19 protein-coding genes are annotated in these 21,419 nt (G+C 47.2%); 11 read left to right on the top strand and 8 right to left on the bottom strand.

Annotated features, from left to right (window positions below; genetic code table 11):
- Position 1: 1 nt before the first annotated feature.
- Positions 2-874 carry a sugar ABC transporter permease gene (locus tag MHI55_RS22520; RefSeq protein ID WP_340386952.1) on the bottom strand — a complete coding sequence of 291 codons (873 nt, stop codon included), beginning with the start codon at positions 872-874 and terminating at the stop codon, positions 2-4.
- 103 nt (positions 875-977) lie between these two features.
- Positions 978-2,279, bottom strand: a complete 1,302-nt coding sequence (locus MHI55_RS22515; RefSeq protein ID WP_340386950.1) for an ABC transporter substrate-binding protein — start codon at positions 2,277-2,279, stop codon at positions 978-980.
- 141 nt (positions 2,280-2,420) lie between these two features.
- Between MHI55_RS22515 and MHI55_RS22510 the strand changes: the two genes are divergently transcribed.
- Positions 2,421-4,334, top strand: a complete 1,914-nt coding sequence (locus MHI55_RS22510; protein WP_340386947.1) for a histidine kinase — start codon at positions 2,421-2,423, stop codon at positions 4,332-4,334.
- A 4-nt stretch (positions 4,335-4,338) separates the two neighbouring features.
- Positions 4,339-5,148, top strand: coding sequence for a response regulator (locus MHI55_RS22505; RefSeq protein WP_340386945.1), 810 nt, complete (start codon positions 4,339-4,341; stop codon positions 5,146-5,148).
- Here the strand turns inward: MHI55_RS22505 and MHI55_RS22500 are convergent, their stop codons facing one another.
- From MHI55_RS22500 to nirB, 4 genes are all read right to left on the bottom strand, one after another.
- Positions 5,149-5,778 (bottom strand): YfbR-like 5'-deoxynucleotidase, encoded by a 630-nt coding sequence (locus tag MHI55_RS22500; RefSeq protein ID WP_074095934.1) that lies wholly within the window; start codon positions 5,776-5,778, stop codon positions 5,149-5,151.
- A 285-nt stretch (positions 5,779-6,063) separates the two neighbouring features.
- On the bottom strand, positions 6,064-6,846 hold the full coding sequence (locus MHI55_RS22495) for a formate/nitrite transporter family protein (RefSeq protein WP_340386942.1): 783 nt from the start codon (positions 6,844-6,846) through the stop codon (positions 6,064-6,066).
- A 49-nt stretch (positions 6,847-6,895) separates the two neighbouring features.
- The gene (gene nirD, locus MHI55_RS22490; protein WP_091028331.1) at positions 6,896-7,222 is read right to left on the bottom strand and encodes a nitrite reductase small subunit NirD; all 327 of its coding nucleotides are present in this window, start codon (positions 7,220-7,222) and stop codon (positions 6,896-6,898) included.
- A gap of 57 nt (positions 7,223-7,279) precedes the next feature.
- Entirely contained in the window at positions 7,280-9,709 is a 2,430-nt protein-coding gene (gene nirB / locus MHI55_RS22485) for a nitrite reductase large subunit NirB (RefSeq protein ID WP_340386941.1), read from the bottom strand.
- A gap of 275 nt (positions 9,710-9,984) precedes the next feature.
- Between nirB and MHI55_RS22480 the strand changes: the two genes are divergently transcribed.
- The gene (locus MHI55_RS22480) at positions 9,985-10,692 is read left to right on the top strand and encodes a metal-dependent hydrolase (RefSeq protein WP_340386938.1); all 708 of its coding nucleotides are present in this window, start codon (positions 9,985-9,987) and stop codon (positions 10,690-10,692) included.
- A 231-nt stretch (positions 10,693-10,923) separates the two neighbouring features.
- Here the strand turns inward: MHI55_RS22480 and MHI55_RS22475 are convergent, their stop codons facing one another.
- Together MHI55_RS22475 and MHI55_RS22470 are read right to left on the bottom strand one after the other, a co-directional pair.
- A complete protein-coding gene (locus MHI55_RS22475; RefSeq protein ID WP_036615167.1) occupies positions 10,924-11,244 on the bottom strand; it encodes a hypothetical protein in 321 nt (106 codons plus the stop codon).
- A gap of 159 nt (positions 11,245-11,403) precedes the next feature.
- Positions 11,404-12,477, bottom strand: coding sequence for a M42 family metallopeptidase (locus tag MHI55_RS22470; protein ID WP_100527006.1), 1,074 nt, complete (start codon positions 12,475-12,477; stop codon positions 11,404-11,406).
- A gap of 697 nt (positions 12,478-13,174) precedes the next feature.
- Here MHI55_RS22470 and spoVAC point away from each other — a divergent pair.
- The 8 genes from spoVAC to yqeH all read left to right on the top strand — a co-directional run bounded on the left by spoVAC (position 13,175) and on the right by yqeH (position 21,384).
- Entirely contained in the window at positions 13,175-13,627 is a 453-nt protein-coding gene (gene spoVAC / locus MHI55_RS22465; protein ID WP_047844446.1) for a stage V sporulation protein AC, read from the top strand.
- Positions 13,624-14,640 carry a stage V sporulation protein AD gene (gene spoVAD, locus MHI55_RS22460; protein WP_036615162.1) on the top strand — a complete coding sequence of 339 codons (1,017 nt, stop codon included), beginning with the start codon at positions 13,624-13,626 and terminating at the stop codon, positions 14,638-14,640. The genes spoVAC and spoVAD overlap by 4 nt, the downstream gene beginning before the upstream one ends.
- Positions 14,641-14,645: 5 nt before the next feature.
- On the top strand, positions 14,646-14,996 hold the full coding sequence (spoVAE, locus tag MHI55_RS22455) for a stage V sporulation protein AE (RefSeq protein ID WP_036615159.1): 351 nt from the start codon (positions 14,646-14,648) through the stop codon (positions 14,994-14,996).
- A 208-nt stretch (positions 14,997-15,204) separates the two neighbouring features.
- Positions 15,205-16,161, top strand: a complete 957-nt coding sequence (locus MHI55_RS22450; RefSeq protein WP_036615157.1) for a MoxR family ATPase — start codon at positions 15,205-15,207, stop codon at positions 16,159-16,161.
- 66 nt (positions 16,162-16,227) lie between these two features.
- Positions 16,228-17,412 carry a DUF58 domain-containing protein gene (locus tag MHI55_RS22445; RefSeq protein WP_340390627.1) on the top strand — a complete coding sequence of 395 codons (1,185 nt, stop codon included), beginning with the start codon at positions 16,228-16,230 and terminating at the stop codon, positions 17,410-17,412.
- The gene (locus MHI55_RS22440) at positions 17,409-19,622 is read left to right on the top strand and encodes a transglutaminase domain-containing protein (RefSeq protein ID WP_340028811.1); all 2,214 of its coding nucleotides are present in this window, start codon (positions 17,409-17,411) and stop codon (positions 19,620-19,622) included. The genes MHI55_RS22445 and MHI55_RS22440 overlap by 4 nt, the downstream gene beginning before the upstream one ends.
- A 110-nt stretch (positions 19,623-19,732) precedes the next feature.
- Positions 19,733-20,260 carry a YqeG family HAD IIIA-type phosphatase gene (locus tag MHI55_RS22435; RefSeq protein WP_036668542.1) on the top strand — a complete coding sequence of 176 codons (528 nt, stop codon included), beginning with the start codon at positions 19,733-19,735 and terminating at the stop codon, positions 20,258-20,260.
- The gene (gene yqeH / locus MHI55_RS22430; RefSeq protein ID WP_036615146.1) at positions 20,257-21,384 is read left to right on the top strand and encodes a ribosome biogenesis GTPase YqeH; all 1,128 of its coding nucleotides are present in this window, start codon (positions 20,257-20,259) and stop codon (positions 21,382-21,384) included. Before MHI55_RS22435 ends, yqeH begins: the two co-directional genes overlap by 4 nt.
- Positions 21,385-21,419 lie beyond the last annotated feature (35 nt).

Genomic DNA, 21,419 nt, shown 5'->3' with positions numbered 1-21,419 from the left:
GTCAGTATTCCACCTTTCGGTTCATCAAACGAATGATGAAAAAGGAGATGATTGCCATGATGACAAACAGGATGGTGGATAGTGCACTTCCGAGTCCCCAATATCCTTTGGCAAAAGAGGAATAGACCGCCGTGTTAATGACATCTGTCGCGTTACCGGGGCCACCATTGGTTAACACGTATACGGCATCGAATACTCTCAGCCCGTATGTAATATTAAGTACCGTGGCGATGGTAATGGTAGGCATCAGCATCGGAATGGTGATCCGGAACAGCTTCTGCCCGAATCCAGCGCCATCAATGGATGCTGCTTCGTAATAATCACGGGGAATGGCGAGCAGTCCGGCGATGAACAGCACCATGATGTATCCCATGCCTTTCCACGTATCCACTGCCATAATGGATGGCATGGCCCAGGTCAGGGAGCCCAGCCAGTTCTGGGCGAGAACGTCCAGTCCCATGGAACGTAGGGTCACGTTAACGAACCCGTTGTTGGGATCGAGCAGACTTTTGAACACAAGCCCAACAATCAGGAACGACAGCACCTGTGGAGAGAAGATGATCATTCGGTGCAGATTCGCGGCTTTTACACCGCTGACCAGGAGTAGAGCGAGAAATAAGCCCAGAACGGTCTTGGCGATGGATGTAACGAGGGTGAACAAGACTGTGTTTTTGATAAAAAGCAGATAGGTCGGATCACCCGCGAGAATGGTACGGAAATGCTCCAGACCGATAAAGTTCTTCTCCGAACTATAACTGTTCCAGTCGGTGAAGGAGTAATAGATGCCCAGCAGGGCGGGAGCAACGATGAACAGCAGATATAATACAATCGCTCCAGATGAGAAATACCAGGGATAGATTTTCTTTGCATTCATAACCGGTAACACCTTTCCTTCCTGCCAAAATACATGAGCGGGCAAACGCCCGCTGCATGTAACGTTGTTCAGCGTTTATATTTATCTGAGATGTGCGCTGTTACTACCACTTCTCATCTTTCAGCACTTTGGCTTGTTCAGCACGACGTTTATCAATATTTTGCAAAATCTGATCCGGTGTCATGGCTCCGGCGAACATACCTGATAAGTCCTTGCCAATATCCATCCATTGTGGATCAATGTATTTCACAGCGGCCTGCATAACCGTACCTTTTTCATGATTTTTCTCATAATCAATATAGTCCTGTGTCAGCTTTGGTTCAATTTCCGGCCAGCAGATCGTCAGATTACCTTCACCTTCATCGAACACACGTTGCAGATGATCATGCTCGGTAATCCAGCGGAAGAATTTCAGCACTTCTTCGGGATGTTTACTGTTTTTGTTACCAAACATCGCAGCCGATCCGCCCGGATTCACTCCAATCGTCTGATTATCTCCCCACGGCATGACGAAGAATCCCATATTGTCTTCCATTTCCGGATACGCTTCGGACACTTCCTTTTCCGTACCTGGCACCCGTAGCAGCATGGCCGCTTTCTCCTGACCAAACGCTTCAATGCCCGCTTCTACCGTATTGGACAAGAAGTCTTTGCCGAAATAACCGAGATCCGCAAATTCTTTCAACTGTTCAATGACCGTCTTGAGTTGCGTCATATCTGCGACTTTCATCTCATTGTTGTTTAATTTCTCGTAGGTTCCCGCTGTTGTTTGCTCATAGTTAGGTCCCGTTTCGAACAAAGGCAGAACCTGATACCAGCCGCTGGCAGGTGCTTGATAGAACGGAATGATGTCTTTATCCTTAATTTTCTGGCTGATGGCCTTGAATTCCGCATAGGATGTAGGAGGCTCTATGCCGAGCTCTTGGAAGATACGTTTGTTATAGTACACATACCAGATTTTCGTTGGTGCAAAAGAAACCCCGTACACCTTGTCATTATGACTGACAGTTGGCAAAATCTCTTCAGACATCCGACCTGTGAATTCCTCATTGGTCAGGTCAATGGCATTCTCCTCCGGTCTTACGTTAGCCGGCATGCTCAGTGGGTCCACATCGACATTGAAAATATCAGGTGCTTCGCCAGAAGCGAGCTTCACCTTGATCAGGTCACGCCACTGTGCGTCAGGCACGACCTGGAAGTCAATTTTGACACCCGTCTCCTGCTCATATTCCTTGGCCATCGTCTGCATGATGCCTGTACGCGGAATACCGGATTGACTTGTTCCAAACGTGAGAGTCACCTTACCCGAACCTTCCGTACTTTTACCTGAGTTGCACCCGGCAAGCAGCAGAGTGGAGAGCAGGAGCACACTTGCAAGTGAAAATAGAAATCGTTTTCTCATCATTGAACCTCCCGGAATATAAAGAAAATTGTCACTTGCCGAAACGCTTAATGTAAGCGTATTCTTATGTGGATAACTTTACTGTGAACAAGGGATGTGCTCAATAGACAAAAGCGTTCTGTTGGGTGGACATTTTCGAATGGTGTGACAGATATCATCATAGGACGAGGTGTGTGGGGATTGCGATATCGATTTGGAACGCTTCAGCAAAGTCTGTTTGCCTATTACTCTGCGGTATTTATTATCTTTTCGCTGATTGTGGCGGGGCTTCTGTATGTTTTTCTCGCAAGTGACATTCGTCAGCGAAGTGAAGAACAGCAGAGACAACTGGGGGTATCAATTGTCAGTAACCTGGATCAGGAAGTGGTGAAAATGAACAACTTCTCCATGAATATCGTGTACTCCAATCTGGTCAAAGAACACTTCAGTCACTACTTGGCACCAGCAGAAGACAGTGAGCAGACAATGACGAGTGATCCAGCATTGTATAAGGATACAACCACACTAATTGACGTCATTCTCGCGATCATCAGCAGCTCCAATACAGCCAAGCAGGCCAACATCTATGATGTGAACGGCAAGATGCTGGGAGCGGGTGCATTCAACGGTCAACTGTCGGTAGACCTGACTCAGCGACCGTGGTACAAGGAAACCTGGAAGCGGAGTGGCTGGCGAGTGATCCAATTGTTAGAGGGCGGAGCCTTGCCCATGCCAACAGGCGAGGGTAAATCAGATCAACCTTACATTTCCCTTACCCGGGTATACAAAGATGGCAACTATGTCAGCCAGGGTGTCGTTGAGATTTTGCAGGATGCCGGAACCCTGTTCCAGCATTTGAATGATTTGCAGACAAATAACGACGATCTTCGGATCTATGTAGTGGATGAACAAAATACACGGCTATATCCACTTTCTTCGGATGCCGATGCTTCTCAAGCAGGCCATTTCGATGATGTGGACTTGATTCAAAATCTTTCATTTCCGCCTGATACGATGCAGGAGATTAGCGATCCTTTGAGTCAGTCCAAACAGATGATGACGTACATGACGTCACAGGAGACGGGATGGACCGTTATTGTCATGCAGTCCAAACAGTCCCTTTTCGCGAGTCTCAACCGGATGGCTGTGATGTTTATCGGTGCCACGTTAGCTACTCTCATGCTGATTCTGATTCTCTCGTATCTGATCTCCAAACGGGTTACTTTGCCGCTGCATCGTTTGCAGCGCATTATTCTCAAAACGGGTGAGAATGATCTGGTATCGGGTCAGGATTCCGGTCAATTGTTCAAGCTGGAGCATCCCGGTTCTATTCGGGAGATGGATGAGCTAAATGATACGTTTATCCGGCTGAATCAACAGCTTGTGCAATCGTTTCAGGACAGGCTGGCGATGAAATCTCAGGAGACAGAAGCGAGATTACTGGCGCTGCAATCCCAGATGAACCCGCATTTTCTCTATAACAACATCACTAATATTAGCATCATGGCGGAAGAAGGCATGAATGAGCAGATTGTCGCGTTCTGCGCCAATATTGCGTCTATGCTGCGTTATATTTCTACTCCGGGTAAGAACGGGGTTCCCCTGTCTCAAGAATTGGATTATTGTGAGCGATATCTGGAGTGTATGAAGATTAGGTTTGAGGATGATCTGCACTACGAGTTTCATATTCCGGAAGAGATGAAGTATATCCAGGTTCCGATGCTGATGGTACAACCACTACTCGAAAATGCCATGAAATATGGACTGGGTGATACCCCTCCATGGAAACTGAATATTACTGGAGATATGGATGCGGTACAGCAGACCTGGCAGATCCACGTGGAAGACAACGGACCTGGCATGGAACCCGAGGCACTTGCCAAGATCATGCATTACATCGAACAGTCACAGGAGTGGGAGCGTATGCCTGACCTCGAAATCAACGGCATGGGACTCAAAAATATATGGGTCCGATTGAAATTATGGTATGGCACGGCAGCCCACATGCAGATTACGAACAAGCCTTCCGGCGGTGTCCAGATTACCATAGGTGGTTCCATTCGAAAGGAGCATGACTGAACCCATGACAATCAAATATAGAACGATTATTGTGGAAGATGAAGCCCTGATTCGCCGGAATGTCTCACGCAAATTCAGGGAACTGGGCACCCGGTTCGAGGTGATCGGTGAGGCGAGGAACGGTCAGGAAGCGTTACAGCTGATCGAACATTCCGTACCTGATCTGGTTGTAACTGATATACAGATGCCGGTAATGAATGGATTGGAACTCGCCAAACATCTGTACTTTGCCTATCCGCATGTGAAAATTGTCATTCTGAGTGGTTATCATGAATTCGAATATGCACGGCAGGCGATCAGTTACAAGGTGGAGGATTATCTGCTCAAACCATTATCGGAAGAACAGCTTCGGACACTGCTGGATGCGATGGAATTGAAGCTTGGGAGCGCTGGGGATTCGCTTGCGCATGTCAGTGCCGTGCTGGATGAGCAGATGAAGCCGGAGGATATCGCAGAGGCCGTTAAGTTGTATTTGAAGCAGAATTACATGCATGAGATTACACTCCAGGACATGGCGGGACAGATGCATTTTAGTGTGGACTATCTGGGGAAGTGTTTTAAGAAAGTAACGGGTGAGACTCCGCTAAAATATATGACAGGTCTGCGGATTAATGAAGCAAAACGCATGCTCGTCACGCACGAGAATATGGATATCAAGACTATTGGTGGAGCGGTAGGGTATAGTGATTCCCACTATTTCAGCCGGATCTTCAAAAACAAAACGGGCATGTACCCTAGCGAGTACCGACTGCAATTGCAGGAACGAAAAAAAGCCCTGTCCATGGATGATGAGCACCATGTTGACTTGAGCTGATTACTGGGCCAGAGCTTCTTCGGTTATTTTGCGAATATCAAACGGGGAGCGGATACCTTCTTCGATCATGTCGGGGAGAATCTGTTCCAGGAAATACTGCACACAGTGGAGGTCGATATTTTTGATTTTGACCAAGGCATAACGGTACATAACGATAAATTCCTTCTCCGTATTGCCACGTTGGAGCTCAGCAAAGGCTTCATATACTTGATCCATCTTGTCTGCGACTTCGAGAATCAGTCCTTCAACCGATTGGTCTTTGCCCTCACGCAGCTGTCTGCGGAAAATAGGCTGGAACTCTTCAGGAATATTTTCATTAATAAAATGTTCAACCATGCCTTCTTCCACCTTTTGCAGCATCGAACGCAGTTCCAGTGAATAATGTTTGACGGGTGTTTTAATATCACCGATGAAGATTTCGCCATAATCATGACTGCTCGTAATTTCGTATAACTTCTTCCAATCTATTGTAGTTCCATGTTGCTCCTCAATATCTGCGAGCGTTTTGGCGTACTGTACCACTTTCCAGGAATGAGCGGATACGCTATGTTCTTCGAATTTGAATTTGCCAGGTGTACGAATAATACGTTCAAGATCATTCAGTGACCTGAAGTATGTGTGAATTCCCATATAAGCGTTCATCCTTTGCTGGTTGAGTATAAGTGTGAGTATCCATCGACTATACGCCAATTATGTCAACTGTGGATTAATGCGGATAGCGACGAAGGTAAAATGAAGTTTTAATTCTCTATAGAAGGACGAGAGGATGAAAGGGAAACGTACGAGAGAGTAGCAGCTTATCGACAAACAATAAAAAGCCACGATGTGTGACTGAACGTGAGTTCGGCATCCATCGTGGCTTCAGTGTGTGTAGATGTTGTGCTCTAGGCTACATAAGTGCAGTTGAATCAAGAATTATGATTTTTTTCGTACCGGAGAAGTATACCAGTACGCCATTCCAACAAAGAGGGCACCGCCGATAATATTACCAAGCGTTACCGGAATCATGTTATGGAACCAGCCTGCCATCGTGATTGTACCCGGGTGGTTTGGCAGCAACCAGGATAAAGACAGCAAAGTCATATTGGCAACACTGTGCTCATAACCACTTGCGATAAATGCGTACAGACACCACCAGATAAGAACAAGTTTGGCGATATCTTCTTTGGAGCGAGCAGCCATCCAGATCGCCAGACAGACGAGCCAGTTACAGAGAATGCCGCGGAAGAACAACTCAGACACGGGCGCCGCCATCTTTTTGGCAGAGACAACGAATAACAGATGTTCCGGTGTGGCCGTTTTGAATAGACCGCTACCGACTATAAGTAGACTTAATAGAATTGCGCCGAGCAGGTTACCAACAAAGACGAGCCCCCAGTTCTTCAGCGTTTCGTTCACTGTGGTTCGGCCTGCCAGTGTACTCATGGTAAAGAACATATTGTTACCTGTAAACAGTTCCGATCCGGCAAAGATAACCAGCGTGAGCGCGAGTCCGAAGGACATGCCCATCAACATGGTTTGCAGTGGTGACTGTGCCGCAAGGAGCGGAGCACCAATACTGAAGATCAAAACGATGCCAAGCCCTACATAGGCACCAGCCATCAAGGCAGCAACCATATATCGTGACAGGCTTGCGTTCATTTGATCCCGTTTTTTAACCGCAGCTTCAATAATTCCCTCAACACTTGGTGTATACATCACGGTTTCCCCCATTATTTTGCATCAATCTTTGAACGTTTCAATGGAGCTATATTTCAATCCAGACCTGGCCGTTCTCTACCTTCACCGGATACATCTGTACTTGACCGTTGTCCGGTGCTTGCACAAGACCGGTAGTCAGGTCGATTTTCCAATCATACAGCGGATCGTACAGATAATGCCCGGACACGATCCCTTCAGCCAGCGGCCCACCCTTAGGGTGGGGGTTGTGATTATCCGCAGCGAAGATGGTACCATCCGATGCACGAAAGACAGCAAGCTGATGGTCCTTAATCTCGACTACTCTTCCGATTCGTGGCAGGAATTCTTCAACTACTCCGGCAGGGAAGTAGGTGCCTGATTGTTTTGTCGTCATCTTAAACCACTCCTTATCTATATTTAACATTCCGGCAGTATTATCTTGCGAGCTTACTTATGGGCGAGCCGATACTTCAATTCCATGGAACATTTTACTTTGGCCTTCTTCATTGCGAATCGCTTTTTGCCAAGGTTCTTCAACATGCTCAAGTGCAAATTCAATCCGCTGCATCAACGCTTTACGTTCCTCCAGGTTATCCACAACAACCCAACGAATATGCTCCAGACCCATGCGTTCCACCCACTCGGAAGTCCGTTCCAGATAGTTACCTGTCTCGCGGTAATATTGCATGATGGCTCCGCACAGTTCAATCAACTCTTCATCCGTTTTCACTTTGCACAGGGAATCAGCAAGTCTTGCTTTAATACCGCCGTTACCACCGATAAAGATCTCCCAGCCGCCGTCGTTACCTACGATACCAATATCTTTTGTACATGCCTCTGCACAGTTCCGCGGACAACCGTTGACAGCATATTTAAACTTGGCTGGCAGATCCAGACGTTCGAATTTACGTTCAATGCGAGCGCCCATGGCCATGGAATCCTGTGTACCGAATCGGCAGAATTGGGAGCCGACACATGTTTTGACTGTACGCAGCGATTTGGCGTATGCATAACCTGAAGGCATATCCAGTTCTGCCCAGACTTTGGTCAGATCTTCTTTTTTAACACCAATCAAGTCGAGACGCTGACCCCCAGTCACTTTGACTGCTTTCACATCATATTTGACTGAAACGTCAGCGATACGTTTGAGGTCCGCTGGTGTAGTCACCCCGCCATACATCCGAGGTACAACCGTATACGTTCCATCTTTTTGAATATTCGCATTCATCCGTTCGTTAACAAAACGGGATTCTTTCTCATCTTCGTGTGTGTCTGGTGCAATCATGCCAAGGTAATAGTTGATCGCCGGACGACATTTGGAACAACCTTCAGGTTGACTCCAACCCAGTACATTCATGACCTCTTTGGTCGTTTGTAATCCTTTTTCACGAATCTCGGCTACGATTTCATCTCGACCCATGGAAGTACATCCGCAGATGCCCTGTTTGGCTCCAGTACTGAAACTGTCTCCAAGTACATATTGCAGAATCTGTTCCACAACCGGTTTACACCCACCGCAAGAGCGTGTTGCACCGGTACAGGCTTTGATTTCATCAACAGTGGTAAGGCCCTGGTTTGTAATTACATCAACAATGGCTCCTTTGGTTACCCCGTTACATCCACAGACGATCTCGTCCTCGGGCATCGTTTCAACAGAGGTTGCTTTCTTATGACCGCCGCAGCCTGTACCCATGAGTGAACCATACAATTCCTCGGTCATTTCGGTTTGATTTTTAATCAGTTTCTGCAATTCGGCAGAATCCGTAATGTCACCGAAGAGAACAGCGCCGACCATTTTATTATCACGAAGCAGAATTTTTTTGTAAGTCCGTTTCCAGTCATCTTTGTGCGAAATAACGGTGTGCTCTGGGCTGTCGATGAATTCACCAGTTGAAAAGACATCTACACCCGAAATTTTCAATTTCGTGGATACAACTGAACCTTCATAAGGAGCGGTCTCCACACCGCAGATATGTTTCGCGAGAATCATGCCTTGCTCGAACAATGGGGCAACGAGGCCGTAACATACGCCGCGGTGCTCTGTACATTCCCCAACCGAATACACATTCTCAAGGGAAGTCTGCATATAGTCATTCACGACAATACCCCGGTTCACTTCCATACCGCTTTCGCGGGCTACAGCCGTATTGGGTTTAATGCCTACAGCCATGACCACAAAATCAACATTCAGAACCGTATCATCTGCAAAACGTATCCCTTCAACGCGTTCGCCGCCCAGTAGTTCGGAAGTCTGCGCACCCATCTTGAACCGGATACCCTGACGTTCGAGTTCTGCCTTCAACATGGCTGAAGCTTGTGGATCAAGCTGACGCTCCATCAGATCTTCCATCAGATGCACTACAGTAACTTCCATGCCAAGTTGTACCAATCCTTTGGCAGCTTCAAGGCCTAGCAGTCCGCCCCCGATAACGGCCGCTCGTTTATACTGCTTAGCAGCTTCCAGCATGACATTACAATCGGCGATATCACGGAAACCGACAACACCCTCTTTGTCATGTCCTGGCACAGGGAGAATGAAGGAGTTGGAGCCAGTCGCAATGATGATTTTGTCATAAGGAACGCGAGTTCCATCTTCAGTCACAACTTCGTGTGTCTCGGCATCGATTCGTGTAACCGTTGTGCCTGTGTGCAATGTAATGCCGTAATCTTCATACCAGTGAAGGTCGTTCAGTACGATATCGTCCAGTGTTTTGCTTCCTTCCAGTACATAAGACAACATAATGCGGTTGTAGTTAGGATAGGGCTCTGTGCCAAAAACGGTAATATCAAATCGCGTAGTTAATTTTAAAATTTGCTCAACGGTACTGATTCCTGCCATACCGTTACCAATGATAATGAGGTTCTCTTTTTTTCCGTTCATGTGTGTATGCCTCCTTGAATAGACGCTGTACATTACTCAAAATTTTAGTGGTTTATATTTGAAATTATACAAGTGGTTGACGACAGTTTATGTGATTTAATTCACTAATAAAGATAAAAGAGTCATAAATATATTAATGTGAGCCCCATCACAGAAAGTTATATTTATTTTCATACAAATAAGAAATGCGAACTATTGTTCTTATTTTGTTTTCGTTGTAAAATCGGAACTGGGCCGTATTGTTCCCGATTTCTTCGAAAGGACGTTTTTGCATCATGATGGGAAGATCCCACCTTATTATCGGGACAGGCGTGTCGCTTTCTGTTCTGCAGTTGGCCGGTATGCCAGTGACCGCGCCAGCAGTTACGGTTGCTCTGATTGGTTCGTTATTGCCTGACATTGATGAGCCAAATTCGCTGCTGGTATCCAGAGCCTTGCCTAACAGTCTGATCAGGTTGTTACAGACGATTCTGTTGCCCACAGCTGTATTTGTGTACTTCTATGTTCATGCCAAACCATGGAACCTGTTGCTTGCGATCCTCATTGTGCTCGTGTCATTCCTGCCTTCGCGTTCGCTTCGCAAAGTGTTGATGTTTGCGATTGGACTTGGGCTGGTTTTCTATGGTCACGCGTTCGCACCGTGGAACTTGATTGCAGGCAGTTTGTTAATGCTCTGCACCACACTGACTCATAGGGGGCTGACACATACCCTGTACGGAACCGCAATATGGGCGGGCTTGTTGTACAGCACGACCCAGCAGCAGGGCCCGGAGATCTGGGTAGCGGGAGGCACGGCATATGCGATGCATCTATTGGCCGATTCACTAACCAATCGGGGTATTCGTCCGTTACCACCGCTCAAGTGGCGCATACGGGTGAATCTGATGAGTACAGGGACCAAGCGTGGGGCCGTTGTAGAGAATGTCTGCATTGTGCTTACTCTTATTTTGGCCTGGATTGCATTCTCACCGCTATTTCTATAGCCATCCAAAAACGCCAGCCCGCATATTGTGGGCTGGCGTTTACAGGTATGCATTTCATAATGAATAAATCGTAATAACCTAGCCAATTTAGGATTGAGAAGGAGAATCAGTCAGGTCGTCAATATCGGAAGAACCAAATACAAATAAAACAACAAGAATGACAATGATCAGTAGTTCAGCGAACCCATTTCCGTCAAAGTCAGACATCACTTCAACCTCATTTCTTGGCGTTTAGGAATTGATTCTCTGTTGGAAAGCCCGTATAACGTCATTCAACGTCATATCACCACCGATCTCATCGAGGAATTGCACCAGTTTGTCTTGATTCGATGGTGTAATATTTTGTAGCGATTTATACTGCCCGACCAGTTCAACGACCAATGTAGCTTCTCGAAACAACGTGACCGCATCCACTCTTAACTTCCCACTTACCAGTAATGCCGCAACGATAAGTTCCAGATTTCTTCCTTTAAGGTTGCCATTGAGAAGGGTGTTTGCGGCATTTGTTTTTTTTGAACCTTTATTCGATTTTCCATTCCTTCTCACTGCCATAACAGGTCCCCCGCTGCTTGGTGTTTAATTCATCTTCCGTTATTGTATCTTATGTGTAATTCCCTATAATGTTCGGCCTATTAATCTACGTGTCTAACTGATATCGTTGTGAATATAAAAAAGAGACCTCCCGATGGTTAGGAGGTCTCTTGTCAGCTATTACGCGTTATTAATTATGGTATTCATCGTTGTCCGATCCAGACCTTTAACCAGTTTCACGATCAGTTCTTTGGCCGCATCGTAGTCATCCGTATGAATGATGGAAGAAGAGGTATGGATATAACGTGCGCAGATACCAACAACTATTGATGGTACACCAATGCCACTCAGGTGAACTTGACCTGCATCTGTACCACCTGGTGAGATGAAATACTGCATTTTAACCTGATTGGATGAAGCCGTATCTTGAACATATTCCACCATTCCGCGATGGGTGAACATACCCGGGTCAAAAATACGAAGCAATGCGCCTTCTCCAATATGTCCAAATGACTGTTTGTCACCTGTCATATCATTTGCCGCGCTACAGTCCAGTGCAAAGAAGATATCAGGCTGAATCAGATTGGCCGCCGTACGTGCACCGCGAAGCCCCAGTTCTTCCTGAACCGTTGCACCAGCATAAAGCGTGTTAGGCAGTTTTTCCTTGTGCAGCGCTTCAACCAGTTCAAGTGCAAGTCCTACGCCGTAACGATTATCCCACGCTTTGGCCATAATTTTTTTCGGGTTCGCCATAGGCGTAAATTCACAGATCGGCACGATCTGCATCCCTGGATGAATGCCCCAGGATTCTGCTTCCGCACGGTTGTCTGCTCCAATATCGAGATACATGGAATTCAGATCCACAGGTTTATTCCGCTGGGACTCGTCCAGCAAGTGTGCAGGTGTAGAACCTACAACTCCGGTAATCCGACGATCAGGTGTGATGATTTCCAATCGTTGAGACAGTACAGCCTGACTCCACCATCCACCCAGTGGACGGAACTTGATCATACCTGTTTCGGTAATGCCAGTAGTCATGAAACCCACTTCGTCAAAGTGTCCGGCTACCATAACTTTGGGACCGGATTCCTCCCCGCGTAATACACCAAATAGACTCCCCAGGCGATCCTGGACGAACTCATCGGTATAAGCGGAAAGCTTATCTTTCATCCAGCCGCGAAGCTCACGTTCAAAACCGGATGCGGAAGGAAATTCCGTCAACGTACGGAACATATCCATCGTTTTTTCATTCATGTGTCAACAACTCCTCTGTTGGTATGTATTTCAGGTCACAGTAGAACGGCTACCCGCCTGTTGTCCTTTAAGATGTAGTTCAAAAAGTCTTTTATCTTTTTGAACATGCACTTTATTATGCTGAGGACTTGTTATTTAACCACTGGTCACATTACAGTATGAACCTTGCGCAAGTGATTGTCCATGTTTATGTCACGTATTTAAGGCATATTTTGGGCGCTTATCGTGTCCAAGTTTCATGACTCTATCCGCTGTAGTCGCAGTCCTGATGCCACTTCAATGAATATGAATATATGGAGGAGATGTCATCATTTTGTGAAGTTCTTTATTTCAATATTTGTTTGTCTGTTTACAGGAAGGAGCTAAATATCCAATGAAGCCTCCAGAAGAGGGCACGGAAAAAGTACTGTTTATCGTTCTTTTTATCTTGCTCGTGATTGTTCTTCTTTATTTATAGACTATCTAAAAGTCCTCAGATCCGGCGTATTCCCATCTTGCTTTCACAACATAATCTTGTTGGAAACATATGCTGTCTGTCGCCGGATACATAACCTTCCGATTATTAACAAACAATGAATATAGGATTACACACATTGGCATTCAGCCGTAGCTTTGAACCATTTTCACATAGAGGAGGTCTCGTATCTTGCCAGCTCAATCTGCATCCGGAAGCGAAAAAAAATCGTCGTCCCTGTCCATGGATGAAAAGGAGTACAAAAAAGTCGCAAAAAAACATGAGCCGCCTCGTCCAATCCTGAAAAATTGCCTCAAAGCATTTCTGGTTGGGGGTACCGTCTGTTTGATTGGACAGGCCATTCAAGAGGCTTTTATGGCCGGTTTCGACATGACATCGAAGGAAGCTTCCAGTCCTACGGTAGCGGTCATGATTCTCATATCGGTTATTCTAACGTGTCTCGGCGTTTACGATAAAATGGCTCAATGGGCAGGAGCGGGAACGGCTGTACCGGTTACCGGATTTGCCAATTCCATGTGTTCTGCTGCACTGGAACATCGTGCTGAAGGACTGGTGCTCGGTGTAGGGGCCAACATGTTTAAACTTGCTGGTTCCGTTATTGTGTTTGGTGTCGTGGCAGCATTTGTCGTAGGGATCGTTTATGCCTTTTTGGGATTTGGAGGTGGGCACCTGTGAAACGATTGGGTCGCCAGACATGGCAGTTTGAAAATCGTCCGCGGATCATCGGTAAATCCGCAGTTGTAGGACCAGAAGAAGGCGAGGGCCCACTGTCATCTGATTTCGATTATGTCTACGACAACCTCGAGATCGGCGAGAAAACGTGGGAAAAGGGAGAACGTAAACTGCTCGAACAGGCCTCCCAACTGGCTTTGATAAATGCAAATATCACCAAGGAAGAGCTTCAATTTTTTGTGGGTGGAGATCTGATGAACCAGATTATCAGCAGTTCCTTTTCAGCGCGAAAACTGGGTGTGCCTTACTTGGGTGTCTTTGGAGCCTGTTCTACTTCCATGGAAACGTTAGCGTTAGCGTCCATGATTGTTGACTCCGGAGCTGGCGATTATGTTCTTGCAGGAACGGTGAGCCACAACTGTACGGTGGAGAAACAATTTCGGTATCCGACGGAGTATGGCTCCCAAAAGCCGCCTTATGCGCAATATACCGTCACAGGAGCAGGGTGTGGTGTGGTCTCCCGTACGGGTGATGGTCCCGTTGTTACCAAAGCCACCATTGGACGCATTATGGATTTGGGTATCAAAGATCCCTTTAATATGGGTTCAGCCATGGCGCCAGCAGCAGCCGACACTATAATCTCTCATTTCAGGGATACGGGATTGGAACCCGGCTATTATGATCTCATTGTGACCGGGGATCTGGCTTCCGTCGGTCTGCCAATTACGAAAGAGCTTTTGCAAAAAGAAGGCATTCCCATGGAACAGACAGTTTTTAATGACTGCGGCCTGATGATCTATGATCGGGAGAAACAGCCTTATGTGGTTGCCGGGGGAAGTGGCTGCGGATGTTCTGCCACCGTCACCTATGGTCATATTTTGAACCGGATGCAGAAGGGTGATCTTAAACGGGTGCTCGTTGTTGCTACCGGGGCGCTGTTATCTCCGATTTCGTACCAGCAGGGTGAAAGTATTCCTTGTATTGCACATGCCGTAGCCATAGAAAAGGAGGGATAAAGGTAATGCAGTTCTTGTGGGCATTTATTGTTGGCGGTTTAATCTGTGTTATCGGACAGCTTCTAATGGATGGGGTTAAACTGACCCCAGCTCATACCATGAGTACACTTGTTGTGACAGGTGCGCTTGCGGATGCATTTGGCGTGTATGACCCCTTGGTTAAATTTGCAGGTGCGGGTGCTACCATCCCCATCACAAGTTTCGGTAATTCCTTGGTGCACGGGGCATTGACGGAGTTGGAAAAAGAGGGATGGCTGGGTGTGATTACAGGAATTTTTGACCTGACTGCGGCGGGGATTTCGTCAGCGATCATCTTTTCTTTTCTCGCGGCATTGGTGGTTAGACCAAAAGGCTAACATAGAATAAGAAATCTCCTTGAACATATTGCGATTCAACAGAGGCTTCGGATAACTTTTATCCGGGCCTTTTTTGTCGTATTCATGCGAGAACTGCGGTGAATCTGACGGGCTGGAAACAAATTGTGAGTTCCTTCGAGTGTACTCGTGACTCTGGATCATGTACAATAAAAGGAAATCTGTATGCTTTTTTAGGAGGTTAGACCACATGCCTGTGCGCAAAGAGTCGATCCAAATCATATCCGCAGTTCGTTCTAATCTGGAATCCTGCATTATGGGGAAATCCTTTGAAATTCAACTTTTACTTACAGCTTTGCTTGCAGGCGGGCACGTTCTGATTGAAGACGTACCGGGAACTGGCAAAACGCAGTTAATCAAGGCATTATCGAAATCCATGCGCGGTGAGTACCGACGTATTCAATGTAATCCTGATATTTTACCTAGTGATATTACGGGCGTATCTGTGTTCCATCCGAAGGATGAGCGTTTTTATTTCCGGCCAGGTCCTGTGATGACCAACATTTTGCTAGCTGATGAGATTAACCGGGCCACAACAAAAACCCAATCGGCTCTGCTCGAAGTGATGGAGGAGCGCAGCGTAACCGTTGATGGCGATACGTATGATCTGCCACATCCATTCATGCTCTGTGCAACTCAGAATCCGATTGATTTTGAAGGTACGTATACGTTGCCGGAAGCACAACTCGACCGGTTTATGTTGAAAATAAGTCTAGGTTATCCCGATAAGGAAATTGAGAAAATCCTATTGAAACAGCATCAACTCGGTCAGCCTGTAGATCGCCTTGAATCCGTGACTCATATGGACCAGATCTCGGCAATTCAGCAGGAGATTAAAGAGGTCTTTATCGGTGATCCGGTTATGGACTATTTGCTGGATGTTGTTCGTCAAACCCGCTCCCACCCATCTGTATTGCTGGGTGCCAGCCCACGGGCAGCCATATCGTTCATGATGGCCGTAAAAGCCTTTGCTTTCTTGCAGGAACGTGATTATGTGCTTCCGGATGATGTGAAAACGATGGCCCCTTATGTGATCTCTCATCGTATTGTGCTTCGTCCCGAATCGAGACTGGACAGTATGAGTTCCGAGGCCGTTTTGAATGCCGTACTCCAGCAAGTACGCGTGCCCGTCTCCATGGGGCAATAGTTCATGAAGCCGCTTTTGAGAACAGTGAATAGAGGGTTACGCCACCCACGCGTATGGAGCATCGCAATGGTGTGGATGTGCTGTCTGGCTTATGTTTTGTTTCAGGGCGGGAAGACATCCCTTATGTTGCTGTCGATGGTGACCCTGCTCGGTGTATACCTTGCCATTGCTGGATTTAGCGGGGTAAGACGTGCTCAAGGAGTTCGTAGGTTATCTTCTGGTCCAGACCACGAAGAATTGCTGCATGCGGGTGACCAGGTTCAAGTACAGCTGAGTCTGACGATTCCGGGATTCCTCCCGCTTCCCTATGTTGTTGTGCGTGAAATGCTGCATCGGCATAACGGAGAATCGTGGTCGTTCAAGGAAAGTTTGATTCCCAATATGCGAGGTAATGGGGAGCTGTCATTCCAGACGCCACCACTTGAGCGGGGGAAGTATGTTTTTTCAGAAACGGAATGTGCCAGCGAGGACATATTTGGACTGATTGAACATCGAGGAAAGTTTAAGGCCAAAGGTGAGTTTCGCGTACTGCCAAGAACGGTATTTATTCCATATTGGCAGCTTTACGACCGCAAATCACGGTTATCCGGTCCTCAGACGGCGTTAACCCGCTCACGGAGAGAGACCACTCAGATCAATGGTGTACGTGACTACGTATACGGAGATCGACTTTCCCGCATTCACTGGAATGCAACGGCAAAGACAGGGAACTGGAAGTCCAAGGAGTTTGAACATGAGTCTGTGCCCAAAACCGTTCTGGTTTTGGATGCGCTGGCATCAAGTTATGAACATGGGGATGCATTTGAAATTGCCGTTTCCACGGCTGCCTCTCTGCTGGAGTATGGTGTCAGGGAACGAATGGGGATGGGGTTGTTGACATTGTCAGACCAGACATCCTTCATGGCCCCCAGTGAAAGTCTGATGGAACGACAGAAGATGATGCATCATCTGGTGGATATTCAATATAACGGTCAGGATACCCATCTGTTGCCCGGCGTGGAAAGAATTGCACGTCAACTGCCTCAGGGAGCTTACTTTGTCGTGATTTCTCCCCAGAAGGATGAAAAAATAATGGAACTGTTGCGCTGGGCCGATACGCGGGGCATGACGCCATGTCATATTCTGATCGATACCAGTGAATCCCGCCGGAGTGCCGAGTGGAATGCCATGTTGCGTGGAAGAGGCACGAGGTCATTCACTGTTTCTCACTTGCAGGAGCTTCCAACGGTGATGGGGGGAGGTTCTTTATGAGTACAAAAGGAAATGAAAGTGTTACAGGCAAACGATCCTGGTATCATGCAGCGTCATTGCTCTGGATTTTCCTGATTGGAATGCAGTGGATTTCATTTACGCAGGAATCGTGGTACACGGAGACAACTTCTCTGGTGTTATGGACACTTGCAGCGGTCAGTGTGCTGGAGGTCATTCTGCCCTTCAAAACGATCTATCGGGCGATCATCAAGGCGGTCGTTGTTGGTTACATTTTGCATAAAACGCTAATTGATTATACGGTATACATCCCTTATGGCTCTTTAACGGACCGAGCGGAGCAATTCATATTACACATGACGCCGTACATCTGGTTCTCCCTGTGTGCATGGGTGATGCTTGAAGCTGCGCTTCGACTCGTGACCACCACACGTCGCATTCTTGTTTTTTTGGGTGTCAACATCATTTCGATGGGGATTCTCGATTCTTTCACTCAGATTCCACTCTGGATTGAAATCGCGTGGGTGATGTTTGCGGGGATGGGATGGCTCGTATGTCAGCATTTCCGTAACTATCAGCTACAATATCCACAAGGTTGGAAACGAATCATCCGGTATCCTTATAAAGTCCTGGCCAATATTGCCATTATCTTTTCTTTGATTATTGTAGCCAGCGTTAATATGCCGGAGATTCCACCCACCTTGACGGACCCATATACGGCGTGGCGTAACTATACCGGAACTTCCACAAGTCAGGCTGGTAACGGAAACCTTGATATTCCCGCGGCTACCGAATCGGGATACAGCAGGGAAGACAATCAGCTTGGTGGAGGATTCAACTTCGACTATACCCCTGTCATGTCTGTCACGACCAATGAGCGTAGTTACTGGCGCGGTGAGACACGTGCAGAGTATACAGGCACAGGTTGGGATGACCGTGGACGGGGTACGACAGAGAATGTTCAAGCCGGACAGCCTCTGGAGAACCAAGAATCCGGTAATGTGAATACCAAACAAGTGACTCAGAATGTAACGATGCTGAATGATAATGTCTATCCGATTCTCTTTGGTGCTTATTCGATCTCGGAAGTGAGCTCCATTAATGGTGAGGACAGAACGGAACGGATGTTGTGGAATGCTGAACAGGCTGAACTGCATGTGGTGACAGACCGTCAGCAACCACAGTATCCCAAGACGTATACTATCGTATCGGAAGCCCCTGTGATTGTGGAAGATGAGCTCCGTACGAAGTCATTTGAAGATCTGTATAACAGTAATCCGGCAGATGATATGTACTTGCAGTTACCATCCCGTTTCCCTGACCGGGTGTCGAATCTGGCAGCCGAGATAACGGCATCTGCGAATACTCCGTATGAAAAAGTGGCATTACTGCAAAACTATTTACAAACTAATTTTGAATACACAAACAATCCGGATTTATCTCGAAAAGTAAGCAACGACTTTGTGGAAGGTTTCCTGTTTGATATTATGGAAGGCTACTGTGACTATTTCTCCACTGCGCTGGTGATGATGGCGCGCTCGGAGGGCATTCCTGCAAGGTGGGTTAAAGGTTATGCGCCTGGACAATTGTCCCTGAATTCGGACATGCAGGCCCCACGTCAACCTGGTGCGGAGATTGAGACGACCTACACCGTTACCAATGCAGATGCACACTCCTGGGCAGAGGTTTATTTTGGTGAGTATGGCTGGATTCCTGTTGAAGCAACGCCGGGCTTTGATATGCCGCTGCTAACGGAACAGCCTGATGTACAACCTGTAGATGAGCCTGAAGAAGAGCCAGAAGAGGAGCCGGTACAAGAGGAAGAGCAGACTCCTGCACCTGAGCAGACATCGTCTGCCATCCCGACTTTTGTTATCTGGGCTGCAGGAGCCATTATTGTATTGTGGGTAGCATATATGTTCTGGCGTAATCGTTTCTCCATGCGATTCTTCCTGCTTCGTCTACGGACAGGTGGACCGCTCACCCCTGAACAGAAGGTAGTGGCAGAGACCGAGCGTTGGATTCAGTATGTGAAACGCAAAGGGTTGACCCGGAGCGGAGACGAGACACTTCGTGAATCGGTAGCCCGCTGGAGCCAGGCAAAACCTGCTGCAGAAGCAACATTGTATGAGCTTCTCACGAAGTTTGAACAGACTCGTTACAGTCCGGCGTCCGTAACTGCCGACGACTGGAAGGGCGTCTATCAGACCGCCTTGAAGCTGCGGAAGGAACTGAAAGCGGAACGGGCATAGTTGTTGCCCGTCCCGTTTTTCCTTTTTTCCTATGCCATCAGGCGCTGTATGCATTTTCAGGAAAGACGGATTTGTGATATAGTGTGTCGTATGAAACTGAGGTGACTTCTTTGTTTAAAATGTTAATGCCCAAGCTGCGTGTAGACACGGTTTTTGACATTAATCTGGAAGAGCTGTACGCTCAAGGCTACCGTGGAATTATAACTGATCTGGATAACACACTCGTTGGAGCCAAAGCCCCTGACGCTACGCCCGAACTGATTGAATGGTTTGCACGTGTGAAAGAGGCAGGTTTCAAGCTGATGATTGTGTCCAATAACAATTTGAATCGTGTATCCCTGTTTGCGACCCCGCTGGATATCCAGTTTGTGCATAGTGCACGCAAACCATCGAATGTACCGTTTCGTAGAGCAATGAAAATGATGGAGTTATCTCCTGAAAAAACGATTGTAGTAGGTGATCAGATGCTTACGGACGTCTATGGAGGGAACCGAATGGGGTTATATACCGTTCTGGTACTGCCAATCTCCATTGGGGACGAAGGTTTTATGACCCGCTTCAATCGACGCGTGGAACGGATTGCTCTAACGAGTTTACGCAAGAAAGGCTTATGGCTTGAGGAGGAAAAGAAGAAATGACAGAACCGCATAACGGCAACCTTGCCGTAAGGTGCAGCGGATGCGGCGTGCATCTGCAAACAGAAAATTCGGAATTACCAGGGTTTATCCCCGAGAAGGCATTGGATCGTGAACCGGTTATATGCCAACGCTGTTTCCGTATCAAAAACTACAATGAGTCATCATCCGTTACGGTGGATCAGGACGAATTCCTGGCGCTGCTTAGCAAAATCGGGGATAAGGATGCACTTGTCATCCATATCGTTGATTTGTTTGACTTTGATGGCAGTATTATCTCCGGTCTGCAACGTTTTGTAGGCAACAATCCGGTATTGCTTGCTGTGAACAAAACGGACTTGCTTCCGAAAGTAACTAACTGGAACAAGATTCGCAACTGGGTACAAAAGCAAGCCAAAGAACAGGGTTTGCGTACCGTGGATGTAGTCTTGTGCAGTGCAAAGCAAAATCAGGGCTTCGACCGTCTGCTTGAGCTTGTTGGAACCTATCGCGAAGATCGTGACGTATATGTGGTTGGCGGCACCAATGTGGGCAAATCCACACTGATTAACCGTCTGATCCGTGATTACAGCGATCTGGAGCAGGAACTGACCACATCCCGTTATCCGGGAACAACGCTGGACATGGTGAACATTCCGTTGGATGATGGAAAATATATCATTGATACGCCCGGAATCGTTTATCCATGGCGTTTCAGCGAGATTGTTTCACGTAAGGATCTCGCTGCCATCATGCCGGAAAAACCGCTTAAACCCGCTGTGTATCAGTTGAATTCCGGTCAGACGCTGTTCTTTGGCGGCATGGCTCGATTTGACTTTGTGGAAGGTGATCGCCAGTCGTTCACTTGTTTTATCAGCACTGCGCTTGATATTCACCGGACGAAGCTGGAGCGTGCAGATGATCTGTACCGCGACCATCTGGGAGAATTGTTGTCTCCGCCAACCCGTGAGGATGCAGCAGAGATGGCTGAATGGACCAGACATGAATTCCGCATCAAACGCGGCAGTCAATCGGATGTATTCATCTCGGGTCTGGGCTGGATTAAGGTTAATGGCGATATTGGAGCGCTTGTTGCTGTTCATGCTCCAAAAGGCATTCGTGTACAGATCCGCCCATCCTTGATCTAGTAATCTCAGAAGCTGTACATCAGATGGATCGGAGG

This window comes from Paenibacillus sp. FSL E2-0151, assembly GCF_037993015.1.
Lineage (GTDB): Bacteria > Bacillota > Bacilli > Paenibacillales > Paenibacillaceae > Paenibacillus > Paenibacillus amylolyticus.
This window is presented reverse-complemented; position numbering and strand designations above follow the sequence as displayed.